The sequence below is a fragment of the Gimesia sp. genome, assembly GCF_048260065.1.
Taxonomy (GTDB): Bacteria; Planctomycetota; Planctomycetia; order Planctomycetales; family Planctomycetaceae; genus Gimesia.
Window position 1 is genome coordinate 224,636 of record NZ_JBLXHC010000012.1, and the last position, 11,621, is coordinate 236,256.

Sequence of the window (11,621 nt, forward strand, 5' to 3'; positions counted from 1 at the left end):
TGAACTGTTGTCGGGAGGGGGGAACGTGGTACCTTTAAGCTTACCGGATCCCGAGACTGTTACTTTTTCTGCTCTACTGCTCCACGAATGAAATTATTGCTGGCTCTCCCATGATTGAATATGCCACGGCGAAGGAACTGGCACAGAGTGTTGCCGACTCAGAAGCGGATGAACTTGATCCACATGAGTCATACGTGATTGTTGACGAATTCAGTCACGAGTATCCCTGGGGCTGGATCTTTGAGCCCGTGCTGGAGCCTTACCTATCGACCGGGCAGCCTTGCCCGCGGACTGGTGCCTGGTGTATTTCGGTCGATCGGTTCTCGGGAAAGATACAGACCAGTTCCTGGGCTGGCTGGCGTGCCGATCAATGGCCGATTGTCGAACTGTTGCTCATTGATCCCGGCACCGAAACCACAGACGTGTATCGATTCCTCCGTGAGTTAAAGGGATGGTCGGCTGTGGAAACCCGCAGGCAGATGGCGACGGTTCCGACTGTCATTGCCACAGGTCCTCTTACTTCATTGCAGCCAGTGGCCCAGTCACTCTCCGAACGTGGTGCGGCGATTGAACTCCGTCAAAAACACTCTTGAAAAATAACAGGAGCACGGGAAGAGGGAAGCCGAGGCTTCCCTTATGTTCCAGCCGTTTGGTCTCAGCACATTGTCGCAATTAAATGATGAGCTTGCCAAAAAGATGATTGATGGAATGATTTGCTCTTGAATTCCAATATGTGCCGGCTAATATACATATGTGGAGACTGAATATTGTTTACTACCACGACTCCTGCCAGCCCTTCAGTCAGCCTCATCGATTCGTGGGAATGCTATCGGTTTCGCCCCTGATATCGTTACTGAACTTGAGGAGAATCCCCATGTCTACGGCGCTCAAATACCGTACTCCAACCCATCGCAGAACACGCGGTTTTACTTTAATTGAACTCCTGGTCGTGATGGCCATCATTGCTTTACTGGCGTCACTGCTTCTTCCCGCAATTCAGAGGGCTCGTGAAACTGCGCGCATCTCAGAGTGCATCAACAATCTGAAGCAGATCTCGCTGGCGACACACAGTTATGAGACTTCCTTTCGCAGTTTTCCGTCTGGCTGGATTTCGGATTGGGTATTGGATGGTTCAGAGCTTGGTCCTGCGAATGCCAATGTCAGGTTCCCGGAAGAAGTCTATATTCCGTTTCGGGAAGCCACGAAAAATGGTGGTCTCGAGGGAGCATATCACATTTCCGAATGGGAAATCTCGCCCTGGTGGACCTGGCAGGCATTGATTCTTCCCCAAATGGGGGAGTCGATGATCCATGTGAATTACGATCTCGACAAGTTTTCGGCAGACAGTAAAGAGGCCTGTCGAATGAATGTTGAGAGTTATGTATGCCCCAGCGCCCCTTTGCCCTCCAATCGTCCGGGGGGGCTTGGCTACTCCACCTATCGTGGCGTCGGCGGAGTTCATAAAGGTTTTGTCGAAGTGCAACCGGGGCGCACTATTTTTTCAGGAGGCATTTTAAATGTAAATAGTGGGACCCGGTTTCGTGACATCACTGATGGTGAATCGAATACACTTCTCATCGGTGAGTCTACCTATGGTTTCTGGGCAGACAGCCACAGTGCTCTGGCAGGCAGCATCGTCTCAGATGATGGCGAATGGTTTTATCATGATGGTTACAACCTGGAAGGCCGCCCCAAAGGATTCTGTTTAGGCCTTGTAAATAATCAGATGCCGGGCTGTCCTCTCTATCTGACACTCGGTTCGTGGCACGATGGTGTCGTTGTGTTTGCACTTGCCGACGGTTCTGTGAAAACGATGGCCAAAAACATTAACAACAAACTCTTCCGCCAGTTATGTGTGCGCAACGACGGCGAGAGAATGACAAGTGAATGGTAAGCCTTCGATGGTAAGTGAAAAGTGACAGCGATGTTGTTCTTTGCCAGTCAGGAAGGCGGAGTGAGGTTCTGCCCCGTATGCTCTCTTCCGATTCCTCCAGGGCATTCACTGCAATCGAGAGAAGAGTATTGTGGTCAACTTACGAAAATGTTACGAATCTACTGGGCGGCACGCCTGTTATTCCGGGACCGGGAGTAGTTCAAAATATCCTGCATGGTCCTCTGGATAAAGTGCTTCGGAGCAGAAAAACAGATAGTTGTAGAGCAGGTCTTCCAGAAAAGGGTTGTTTCTGACAACCCCTTTCAGGGGGGCATAAAAAACATCAAAATTCTGGAGTGAGAAAATCAGGTCTATCTCGCCGGAATCCAGTGATTCTCTGGTCGAGTGCATCGTTTTGGCAAATACTGGTCCCGTGCTCACTACATACAAGACAAGCAAAAAGAGCAGGCTACAACCTGCAATGCTGATGAATCTGGTACGTTTTTTTTCAGACATGCAAACTGCCTCCCTGCACATTTAGTGATACGAGTCTGGCACTCTCACTTGCTCAATGGTTATGAAGACGGGCAACAGTTGGAACAGGTTGAATTGTTATTGCGGTGTAACAGTTCATAAGCGGCTGCATCAAAACTCTCTTCAGGCTCAACCGAATGAACCATCCGGGCAGACGGTGAGTACAACCTCTTCTGGATTTCGAATGATAATAGACAAAAAATCAGTGAGATGATAGATTAAGTCTGTACCTGATACGCATCACATTTAACCATAATGACTGTCAATTTAATAGACTCGGTTCAAATGGACCTGGAGATGTTACCGTAAAGCCGGGCACAGTCTGGTTTTGTCTATCAATGGTGATTCGATCCTCTTGAATCTTTGGCGGTAAATGAAGACACACCTGCACGTCCTTGTTCCTGCTTCTACAACACTGTCTGGCATTGTCGATGCGATGAACGCACTTCTCGCGCCTCATCGGTTGAAAGATGACGATACCATCCAGCCGAACTGGCGTTTTGATTATCTGTGTCTGTTCGACGCGACTTTATGCTGCGAGGAAACCGATGCCGAACTTCCCGCCGAGATGCATGATTACAGGGGGTATGTATCCCGCGTGGACCGCTTGCGCAATGATATTTCAAATGACGTTTCAGTGGGTGCCGTGGTCACACCAGATGGCGTCTGGCACGATATCGATGATTTCGGTCATCGCATGATGAATCCTGCCGAGCTGAATGAGGCTGCTCTGAAAAAGTGGAGCCGTTACTATTGGAAATTGCTGGAAGACAACCCGGACTGCTGGGTGATCGAGACATGGACTCATTCGTAGCCAGTCATCGATGACGCAGTTACAACACAATCAGTTCAAACGCTGGTTTCCCTTCGGTTGCAATCATGGGAGTCAGGAAGATGAAATCGGGGTTTGATTCCTTATCTCTTTCAGATAGGAAAATTCTATGTTTGTTCGACAATTAATATTTGCGCCCATAATGTTAATTCTCCTTTGTTATGGCTGTGTTGCGAACGCTGCCGACAGAGATCTTCTATCTGGGCCCTATTTCCTGCCAGGTGATGCATATTTCCATACAGCTGTTTCTGAAAAAGTGTTGAAAAAACTAGACGATGATTCCAACTTTCCGTTTAAGTATGGTCTCCTTAACTGGCAACTCAATCATGCTGGGTACTATTCTCTTTCGTTAGGAAACCAGAATCAGAATCTGGTAAAGCAAATCAAAACAGCCTACTACAGTATTCGGCACAATCTGGTACCACTTCAGCTAGAGGTCTGGGGGAAGTCTCCCAATTCAGTTGCCGACCATCCACCAGAGGGAAAAACAGAGTTTATAGAAATGAATCGGTTGGATTTGTTCTTTGTTAATGAAGACTTCGATTGGAAAAAGTATCGCTTCCCCATCAAATACAATGAAGACTGGTATAAAGAGCTCTCAAAATTTGGCTTTCCGAATGCCGATTATGGATCGCTGGTTGATACCACCGATGCGATTCTTGACTCCTGGCGTTTGAGCACTCAAATTTCACCACTGTCCGTAAAGTTGCCAGATGTACCAGTCATAAAGCAGCAGGCTATCAAAGCACCAATGCTGGCTACAGGTCGTCTCAAAGCCCTCATGCTGATAAATACGAAGTACAAGAAGTATTTTAAACGGAAGGATCATCAGCAATTGTTTGAAATAACCAATGAGATGGTAACACCTTATTATGTGAAAGATGGGAAGTGGAAAGAACATTGAGTAACAATCAAGAGACCAGAACCCTATAGGCATTTTCCTGACGGGGTTGCCTCAGGTTCGTTCAACGCAGCACATGCCAGATGAACCGCAGAAGATTAGTCCCGGTTGAAAATGTGTTACCAGGAACCGTGGCTTGTCTTTTTATTTCTCAATTGAATCAATTTTTAGCCAGGGAGCAGGTGATGACAAAAGGGTGTCGTCGGCGGGCAATGTGATTGTTTGTTTTGATTCCCGTGATGGTGGTCATCGGTTTTAATTATTTCGACATTCATAGTAGAAATTCATTCTGATGCATGTGGCTTTAGAACATGGTTGAATCAACGATCCGCGCATGGCTTGATCTGTGGCACGAACTGTTGGACGATCCGGCCATTCCCCCTTTTCAAGATCCGGAAGAGATGGCGGGAGTCCTGGCCGATTTTCGACGGGATCCCGAACGACTGGCCAAAGCTTTCACGCCGCTGCCATTGGGGGATGAGTTGCTTGACCGTGTCAGACTCTGCATCGAGACAGAGCGAAACCATGCTGGTATCTATCTTGTTCCCGATGCCGTTGAAGCGACGGAGGAAGAACTACGCGTGCTGGTGGCGGAGGCGATTGAGCGGGGATGTCAATGCTGCGGGATCGAGGTTCCCGACTATCCGATCCACATACAGAGACGGGCCATGACGTCTGAGGAATCGTTGGCATCAGCGCCCCTCGTGGAAGAACTTGGCGATCTCTATATTAGCCTGGCCTGTAATGCGCGCGGTCCAGAGAGCAAAGCCATGCAGTTTCTTCGCGAAACTTTATATACACTCGCGGCAAGTTTTGAAGTACAGGGCTATTGCCTTACCCCACTTTGTCCCCCTGAGATTCGTGCGATCGACCCCTATCAACCGCAGTTTGAACTATGGCGTCGGCGTGCGCAGGCAGTCGTCCGCTGGCGCGAAGGCTCCCCCGATCTCTGGGTGGACGTGTTCGTAGACGCCTGAAATGCGTTGATCGTATCACACGCGATCTTTGATTATTCATAGTGCGCGTTTGCGACAGGGTTTTCCTGGATGATAGACTGAAAACCTGACTGGTTCCTGGTGCGAAGGGGAATCGGGGGTCTGTTCCTTTAATTCTTTCTGTGGTAAGGGTAATGTTTCGTCGTACACAATTACTTTTCTCGATGGTCGCGTTTTCGTGTGCCTTGTTATTTGCTCTGGCAGCACTTCAGCCTTGGTACTCGGCCTATGTCTACGCACCAATCGGAGATCACAATTACCTGATAATCGACAATCGTTCTGCTTCGTGGATCGTCCGCATCGGAGACGCCGGCGGAATTCACGGATTCGACATGGGATTCAAAGACACGAATCCCAATCTGCTCACGATGCGGGCAAAGTATGTTCCGTTTCCAGTAAACTGGATCTCAGACTGGTACTTTCAGATACGGCGAAGTTCACCGTACTTTCTGATGATTACACCCCTCTATTTTCCCGCATGGATTTTTTCCGCCTGGCCCCTTTGCCGGATCATCAGCCGCGTACGTAACAGGACACGGAAAAAGGAAAAGGGCGCTGTGCTTGATATGAGAGAGTCCTGGCTACTTTAATCCTTCTGTAAGGGATGCCTAATAATAATGATCGTTCGCCTTTATGATCACGCTGGAACCGCTTTGGTAATTCCGCACCCAACTGGTATTGTTTACTCGAATCAGGCAGGTGGGCACGCGTGTCTACAACCGCAAGCGGAAGGTTTTTTAGTCCCAATCGCCAACGACGTTGGATTGGCCCCGGCACACGATTTTCGCAGTCCCGAAAATGAACTCTTTCATTACTTCACAGAACTGTGCTCGTGCGGTGCAATGCTAACTGAAGCCGATGCTCAAATGATCGAATCAATAATGCATCAACTGCCGCAGTGGAGTGGCTTGTCAGTTGATCGCGACCGACTCGATGACTCAGTCGAAGCTTGGGTGTTTGTGAAAGTAGCAGAGCCAAAACGAAAACTGACTATTGTAGACGGTCTGAACTATCCGGTCCGTGCAATTCTGACTTGGACGAATTCAGACTAAATGCCAGAAAACAGAATCAGATTGGATTCCTTTAATCTCGAAAACCGTACTTGAAACGGCACGCCTGGATGTTCACAATTGAACATTAATTCTCTGTACTATACATCCAAAATCAGGGGGTCACAATGAATCGAGACGCGCACGGGCAGCCACTCAACCGAACTTTTAATGCAGCACGGTTGAATGACAGAAAGATTGATGAACTTAAGAGGTAATCGGGGTCTGACCATTTTTAACGTTTCAGAATGACCGAGTAACTGGTATTTCCAAGACATGAAAGAAAGAGAATGAATGTCTAATTACAGCGGGTTTGCTCCATTGGAAAACTCTGGTGATCTGATCAAAAAAATGAAGTATGATTTGAATCGAATGAAATCTGAACCATCGAATTCTTATGCGGCATTCGATTTCTTTGTGACAACGGAGCATATGTTGGACTGGGTTTTTCCGAGTGATAAATCTCAGAGAACCAATATGAGGCAGCAGAATAAGATTTTGCAAGTGGTTTCTCACATTGCCAATGGAGCCAAGCATTTCGAGGCGACTAGCTCACATCATACTTCAGTCAACGATCTAAAATTCAGTCGGGGTGGATTTAGCGGTAATTCATTTAGTTCTGACGCATTTGATCCATCTTCATTTCAGTTTTCAGGTCTTACTGTGAAACTTTCAGATGGTCAATCAAAATTTGCTATTGATTTAGCTGATGAAGCATATGAATTTTGGTGTCGATATTTATCCAGTCACTCGTAGAACGAACTGTCCTTGTTGTTTTAGATTTGATTGCTGGCCATGGCTCAAAGTGAAGAAATTCTCTGGGATATTCTTACGATTATGGAGGGGAATAATTCTATTATTGAATCCAAATCGGGAGATATAGAAGCAGAGAATGAAGTCAAAAATGCTTATGGTGTCCACAATCTAAAAGCAGTTCTTCTCCTGAAATATTTGCCAGCTGATATAGAAGATACAATCTATTTTATGAAACATAGAGATTATCTTAATTTGGAAAAACATGGATATGGCCAGATAGCGCTTTTGGAAATGTTTACTCTGACTGAAAAGGCGCTTTCAGTTTACGAAGATCAATTATTACCGAAAGAAGAAGAAAAAGCCTTCAAAGAGTCACTTTGGAAAATTGAGCCAGAATATTATGGAATAGGCCCAAACCTTAAGGCTTGGAAGAGGGCATGGAAGAAATTCTTTAATCGTAGAAAATAATAGGGCATCAGATAGAAAATAGTGTGTTCCCAGTCATCAGCATTGTCATAGATAGCTTACTCGGTTGAATGTAACGATTTTTACAAGTGTGGTTGAGATGGTTCATGGTGTCGAGATCGATGGTAGAATGGTCGCCTTACTTCGAGGGCATGTGATGCAGCGTGATTTGATTTGTAGTGGGATGGCAATTTTTGATGGTGAGAAGATATACATCAAGAGAGATGGAGATCTAGAAGACCTCGAAGTGAGTTTCGAACTTATTGATACCGCGCTGCCGGTGACCGGATACTTCACGCGTTGGTTTCCCGATGCACAGTACTACATTCAATATGCAGACGTAGTGCTTGATGAAGAAATCAAATAGGCCTGGACAGTTGCTGACCCCTTTAACTAACTTTTATTACATTAGTCCGGGATTGGGTGATCAACTCCTGCTTGATCAAGGACCACACGCAGAAACTGGTAATCGTGTTGAGTGAAGACGCGATCGTGGAACTCTTCTTTCAGCGATGGCTCACGTTTTCCCAATGCAACGATCTTCGTTGCCGCTGCTTGATCATACCAGGATGATTCCCCGCTGAGCCGATAGACGCCATTGATGCACGGTGATTTGCAGATGAGAAGCCCCCATCGTCGGTGTTTGTGCCAGCTTTCCATGTTTGGGTGCATGCACGGCTTTCCCAGATCAGTGGCCACTTGCTGTATGACGGACGGGTACTCATGGACTGTCGTATGAATGGGGACAGTGAAGACGCGATACTGCGTAATATCTTCACCGTGCCAGCAATCCGGGCAGTCGTGAACGAACCACGACCAGTCAACGGCGATAAACCAGAAAACGCCGAGAAAAAAGATGATTGCAACGCAGACTATTTTGGAACGATTCATATTAACGCGTACCAATTGATAGACAAAATATGATTCTGTCTAACTTTATCAGCGTACCAGGCTGTCAACAATTGGGGTCAGAGGGAAATGAAGACCAGATGGTCATCCGGATTCCAGATGTGCTCTGGTCCCGATCGGTAGCCGCGTAGCCACAGTACCCCGTCGATGCGGCGCAGGTAGAATCCTTTTGGAAACTCATCATCGTCAGTCAGGCTCTCTGACATGAGTGTGATGGAACCGCAGGGAGCCTGGCCGGTCTGTGGCGGGACACCGTGCGCCCCTTCCGGCTGATCGAGATACTGTAGTCTCATGTAAGGACCTAGTTCGATTGGGCATGAGACAAGCCCCATTTCTGTAGCAGTATCGACGATCTGACGGGGAGTAGCTCCGGAAGCGTAACCAAGTCTGTGCACGGTCAGTTCGATGGTGTTGACTGTGCGGGACTCTGTAGTGGCGGGGAAATACTCACTCTCCAGCAGCTGGATTGCGAAATCGTTCAACGAGATCGACGCCCTCTTCAGGTCGTCAAGCAACTCGAATTTCGATCTGCCACCGATTTCAATCGTTCGTGAAACGAGGGATTCCTTCGAACGGTCTACACTGCTGTCCGGGAAGCTTGTCATCGTGGGGCATCTTTCTGCAGGAGTGTGCTTTGGAAGAGTGGTATCGGGGTCTGACCCCTTTAATTTCTTTAATTCCGGTCTGAAGTCAGTATAAGATTATATGGTTGTTCGGTTACCATCACCCATGACGCAACACGAATACATGAAAAAATGGTGTGATGTCGAATTCTGATTCTATCCTGAGTTTTGTTTTTTGTGCCAGCGTCGTCCATGTGGTCCGAGGGTAGAAATGGAACAATCCCGGCCCAAAAACCGCGGCTGCAGGAAGGTTGCGGATGTGTTCGACAATAATGAGTCGACCTCCTGGTGCGGTGATTCTTGATAGTTCTTGGAAAAGTGCTTCGCGCTGTGACGGGTCGCGGACTTCGTGCGCAGCAAGAGTCACCACTGTCAATTCAGAAGTGTGATCTGTCAGCGGAAGTGCTTCTGGTTTTGCGACGATGGACGGTGAATCGCCAGCTTTCTGCTTTGCTCTGGCAATTGCCGGTTCGGTCATAACGGATTCGTCAAACAGGTCCAATTCTATGTAATCGGCGCTTGCGAATACTTTCGAAATTGGGAGTGTCGTTTCTTCGACGCAGACACTCAGTTGAACGCATGTGTTGGGAGACTGTTCGACACAACGAGTTAGCCATTCACCGGAAAGGAAATCGGAATGGTCAAACATGACATGAAACGCGACGAAAGATGCGATTGTGTACCAAGTCGCAACTACGGCAGCGAGGAGACCCAAGTAACGGATGGGTGGCGGAACCAGTTGGGTCTTCCAAATGATGAATCCAAGTGCTACTCCTAGAAAGCAGGTGAGATAAAGCGGCCAATTGTATCGAGCGAGGGAAAAAGCGCGGTCAAAACTCATTCTGGTCTGCTTTTCTGTGAATACGAGAGTTCTCTCGAAAACCACAAGTGATAGACAGGATTTGATTCTGACTAAAATTTATCAGCGTTCCTGCCTTTTAGCAATTGAGACCAGATGGGAAAGGTGGATGTCTAACCATGTCTGCCCTGTATGGCAGTTAAAACTTGTGACTACTTCAGCTCCAAATTATGCTGATTGATTTCTACTTCCCGATCTTCATCTCGCCTGGTAGGTGCCTTTCCGTATGATGGGCGGGTTATTGTTCTGTCTGCTTTCTGCCCGAATTTTATTCGGGGCTCAACCTTTTTATTACTGGTGGAGGCTGGTTGCTCGATCACTGTTGGCGAGCCAACAGTGCCACGCATGGGCTGATTGTGGGGGCAGACAGCGTTTTTTTTTCTTTCCGAGCGTGAATTACTTAATGTCTGCGTTTTCAATATCAATGTTAACCGCGGCTAACGCCGTGCGGCTGATTTTCTGGGGTGATTCGGCAGCCGGATTGACTGTTTTGCCGCAGGGCTTTAGCCAAGGTTGTCCCACATTTATAACAACAGTTCGAATTAAAAAACGCTATGGGTAAATGTGATACGCTGCCGCTCCTGTTATGGAATGCTCCTGGTTTTGAATGGAAGGCCTGGATGAAAATGAAATCTTTCTTTGTCTCTTTGGGGAACGAAAAAATGTTGTGCCGGTGGGTGGGATTTTCTCGAAGGGCGTGGGGAGGTCAAGAGCTGATGCTACAAAAATTAGGGCGATACAGGCTGACCGGTGTCGACACGGGGGCGATGCCGGGGCGTTCCGTGGCGACAGGAAGGCGATGTGCTGGCGATCCACAGAGAATGTTTGAGCAGCCTTTGGTCAAAATGGTTCAGAAACAGGGGACTTTTATAGTACAGGTTTTGTCAGTGGTTCGCGGTGATCAGCTGCAAAAATACTGTACCACGCGCGCGACACACTTATAAGCGGGGATGATGGCGAACGGCGGGCAGGCGTCAAGAGGAATCTATTCAGTAACGACTCACTTTATACAGCAGCGAAGGATCAGGTGAACTCAGGGAGGAGTAACCAGATGCGCGTCTTAAATCATCAGCAGAGCATTGCCTGTCTTTCAGCAGCGGGCTGTCTTGCGTTTTTTGCCGATGGTGCCGCGCTGCTGAACTTTGTGAATGTAGTCGACGGCGGCGGGGACTTTGCAGGCGGTCTGACCCATGTCGACCGAGACCGTGCCGATCTTTTCTGCGGCACGCAACGCAGCGTCGGTCAGGCTGCTGACATAACAGCCGGTGGAAATCACAAAGCCGTTCATCGCGTAGCGGACCAGGTTGGGCTGCTCGTGGATGGTCTGGCTGACCTGTTTGAGCAGTCGTTTGAGTTCGGGCAGGTCGAGGTCGGCGTCGTCTTTGATCGAGACGAGATTACTGAGCGTTGTCCAGCCTGTCTGAGCCTTGGCTTCCTGACGGGCGGCGATCCATTCGCGAGCCAGTTGGATTCCATAACGACTCTCGGCCGTTACTGCGGCGACCACGGTGCCACAATGGGTGATACAGTTGGCTTTGCTGAGCCAGCGACGCAGATCTGTTTTCGTCATGCGGCTTTCATCGGCGATCAGGCCGGCGAGGTACTGTGCGTCGTAATTCCCGGTGTCGTACAGATCAAGGGCGAGCTGGTAGTCCTTTTTGATTTTGTTCTGCTTCTGCAGCACCTTGAGGTCCGCGATTTTAACGCCGAACACCGGGTCGCGGGCGCCGTGGTTCATCAGGACTCGTCTGGTGGAGTCACTTCCCAGTTTTTCCAGCTGCGCTACGATTTCGGTGACGGTCATCTAGATTCTCCGGAGGCGAGA

At 48.2% G+C, this 11,621-nt stretch carries 15 protein-coding genes; 10 read left to right on the forward strand and 5 right to left on the reverse strand.

All coding sequences use genetic code 11. The features are described from left to right. The first annotated feature begins 110 nt into the window (after positions 1 to 110). Both ACN0YN_RS21760 and ACN0YN_RS21765 read left to right on the forward strand, forming a co-directional pair. Complete coding sequence (locus ACN0YN_RS21760) at positions 111 to 593, forward strand: hypothetical protein (protein ID WP_417387130.1); 483 nt, start codon at positions 111 to 113, stop codon at positions 591 to 593. Positions 594 to 874: 281 nt separating this feature from the next. Further along, a complete protein-coding gene (locus ACN0YN_RS21765; RefSeq protein WP_417387131.1) occupies positions 875 to 1,894 on the forward strand; it encodes a DUF1559 domain-containing protein in 1,020 nt (339 codons plus the stop codon). A gap of 177 nt (positions 1,895 to 2,071) precedes the next feature. On the opposite strand, the gene ACN0YN_RS21770 is transcribed toward ACN0YN_RS21765, so the two are convergent. Continuing rightward, positions 2,072 to 2,389 carry a hypothetical protein gene (locus ACN0YN_RS21770; protein WP_417387132.1) on the reverse strand — a complete coding sequence of 106 codons (318 nt, stop codon included), beginning with the start codon at positions 2,387 to 2,389 and terminating at the stop codon, positions 2,072 to 2,074. 391 nt (positions 2,390 to 2,780) lie between these two features. Here ACN0YN_RS21770 and ACN0YN_RS21775 point away from each other — a divergent pair, with 391 nt between their 5' ends. From ACN0YN_RS21775 to ACN0YN_RS21810, 8 genes are all read left to right on the forward strand, one after another. Further along, positions 2,781 to 3,221 (forward strand): hypothetical protein, encoded by a 441-nt coding sequence (locus ACN0YN_RS21775; protein WP_417387133.1) that lies wholly within the window; start codon positions 2,781 to 2,783, stop codon positions 3,219 to 3,221. A gap of 127 nt (positions 3,222 to 3,348) precedes the next feature. Further along, entirely contained in the window at positions 3,349 to 4,143 is a 795-nt protein-coding gene (locus ACN0YN_RS21780; protein WP_417387134.1) for a hypothetical protein, read from the forward strand. A gap of 308 nt (positions 4,144 to 4,451) precedes the next feature. Then, positions 4,452 to 5,117, forward strand: coding sequence for a hypothetical protein (locus ACN0YN_RS21785; RefSeq protein ID WP_417387135.1), 666 nt, complete (start codon positions 4,452 to 4,454; stop codon positions 5,115 to 5,117). Between the two features lie 152 nt (positions 5,118 to 5,269). Next, on the forward strand, positions 5,270 to 5,725 hold the full coding sequence (locus ACN0YN_RS21790; RefSeq protein WP_417387136.1) for a hypothetical protein: 456 nt from the start codon (positions 5,270 to 5,272) through the stop codon (positions 5,723 to 5,725). A gap of 27 nt (positions 5,726 to 5,752) precedes the next feature. After that, positions 5,753 to 6,187 (forward strand): DUF6210 family protein, encoded by a 435-nt coding sequence (locus tag ACN0YN_RS21795; protein ID WP_417387137.1) that lies wholly within the window; start codon positions 5,753 to 5,755, stop codon positions 6,185 to 6,187. Between the two features lie 291 nt (positions 6,188 to 6,478). Continuing rightward, positions 6,479 to 6,940 carry a hypothetical protein gene (locus ACN0YN_RS21800; RefSeq protein WP_417387138.1) on the forward strand — a complete coding sequence of 154 codons (462 nt, stop codon included), beginning with the start codon at positions 6,479 to 6,481 and terminating at the stop codon, positions 6,938 to 6,940. Between the two features lie 39 nt (positions 6,941 to 6,979). Continuing rightward, positions 6,980 to 7,408: a hypothetical protein gene (locus ACN0YN_RS21805; protein WP_417387139.1), complete on the forward strand. Its 429-nt coding sequence runs from the start codon at positions 6,980 to 6,982 to the stop codon at positions 7,406 to 7,408. A gap of 97 nt (positions 7,409 to 7,505) precedes the next feature. Then, complete coding sequence (locus ACN0YN_RS21810) at positions 7,506 to 7,772, forward strand: hypothetical protein (RefSeq protein WP_417387140.1); 267 nt, start codon at positions 7,506 to 7,508, stop codon at positions 7,770 to 7,772. Positions 7,773 to 7,813: 41 nt separating this feature from the next. Here the strand turns inward: ACN0YN_RS21810 and ACN0YN_RS21815 are convergent, their stop codons facing one another. The 4 genes from ACN0YN_RS21815 to ACN0YN_RS21830 all read right to left on the reverse strand — a co-directional run bounded on the left by ACN0YN_RS21815 (position 7,814) and on the right by ACN0YN_RS21830 (position 11,600). After that, positions 7,814 to 8,296 (reverse strand): hypothetical protein, encoded by a 483-nt coding sequence (locus ACN0YN_RS21815; RefSeq protein ID WP_417387141.1) that lies wholly within the window; start codon positions 8,294 to 8,296, stop codon positions 7,814 to 7,816. A gap of 77 nt (positions 8,297 to 8,373) precedes the next feature. Continuing rightward, positions 8,374 to 8,919, reverse strand: a complete 546-nt coding sequence (locus ACN0YN_RS21820) for a helicase (RefSeq protein ID WP_417387142.1) — start codon at positions 8,917 to 8,919, stop codon at positions 8,374 to 8,376. A 118-nt stretch (positions 8,920 to 9,037) separates the two neighbouring features. Continuing rightward, positions 9,038 to 9,778, reverse strand: coding sequence for a class I SAM-dependent methyltransferase (locus ACN0YN_RS21825; RefSeq protein WP_417387143.1), 741 nt, complete (start codon positions 9,776 to 9,778; stop codon positions 9,038 to 9,040). A 1,108-nt stretch (positions 9,779 to 10,886) separates the two neighbouring features. Continuing rightward, the gene (locus ACN0YN_RS21830; protein ID WP_417387144.1) at positions 10,887 to 11,600 is read right to left on the reverse strand and encodes a DNA alkylation repair protein; all 714 of its coding nucleotides are present in this window, start codon (positions 11,598 to 11,600) and stop codon (positions 10,887 to 10,889) included. Positions 11,601 to 11,621 lie beyond the last annotated feature (21 nt).

Coding starts and splice junctions, on each gene's coding strand:
- ACN0YN_RS21800 (WP_417387138.1), top strand. CDS start 6,479: ATGTCTAATTACAGCGGGTTTGCTCCATTGGAAAACTCTGGTGATCTG.
- ACN0YN_RS21775 (WP_417387133.1), top strand. CDS start 2,781: ATGAAGACACACCTGCACGTCCTTGTTCCTGCTTCTACAACACTGTCT.
- ACN0YN_RS21795 (WP_417387137.1), top strand. CDS start 5,753: ATGATCGTTCGCCTTTATGATCACGCTGGAACCGCTTTGGTAATTCCG.
- ACN0YN_RS21805 (WP_417387139.1), top strand. CDS start 6,980: ATGGCTCAAAGTGAAGAAATTCTCTGGGATATTCTTACGATTATGGAG.
- ACN0YN_RS21790 (WP_417387136.1), top strand. CDS start 5,270: ATGTTTCGTCGTACACAATTACTTTTCTCGATGGTCGCGTTTTCGTGT.
- ACN0YN_RS21780 (WP_417387134.1), top strand. CDS start 3,349: ATGTTTGTTCGACAATTAATATTTGCGCCCATAATGTTAATTCTCCTT.
- ACN0YN_RS21770 (WP_417387132.1), bottom strand. CDS start 2,389: ATGTCTGAAAAAAAACGTACCAGATTCATCAGCATTGCAGGTTGTAGC.
- ACN0YN_RS21820 (WP_417387142.1), bottom strand. CDS start 8,919: ATGACAAGCTTCCCGGACAGCAGTGTAGACCGTTCGAAGGAATCCCTC.
- ACN0YN_RS21830 (WP_417387144.1), bottom strand. CDS start 11,600: ATGACCGTCACCGAAATCGTAGCGCAGCTGGAAAAACTGGGAAGTGAC.
- ACN0YN_RS21760 (WP_417387130.1), top strand. CDS start 111: ATGATTGAATATGCCACGGCGAAGGAACTGGCACAGAGTGTTGCCGAC.
- ACN0YN_RS21785 (WP_417387135.1), top strand. CDS start 4,452: ATGGTTGAATCAACGATCCGCGCATGGCTTGATCTGTGGCACGAACTG.
- ACN0YN_RS21825 (WP_417387143.1), bottom strand. CDS start 9,778: ATGAGTTTTGACCGCGCTTTTTCCCTCGCTCGATACAATTGGCCGCTT.
- ACN0YN_RS21810 (WP_417387140.1), top strand. CDS start 7,506: ATGGTTCATGGTGTCGAGATCGATGGTAGAATGGTCGCCTTACTTCGA.
- ACN0YN_RS21765 (WP_417387131.1), top strand. CDS start 875: ATGTCTACGGCGCTCAAATACCGTACTCCAACCCATCGCAGAACACGC.
- ACN0YN_RS21815 (WP_417387141.1), bottom strand. CDS start 8,296: ATGAATCGTTCCAAAATAGTCTGCGTTGCAATCATCTTTTTTCTCGGC.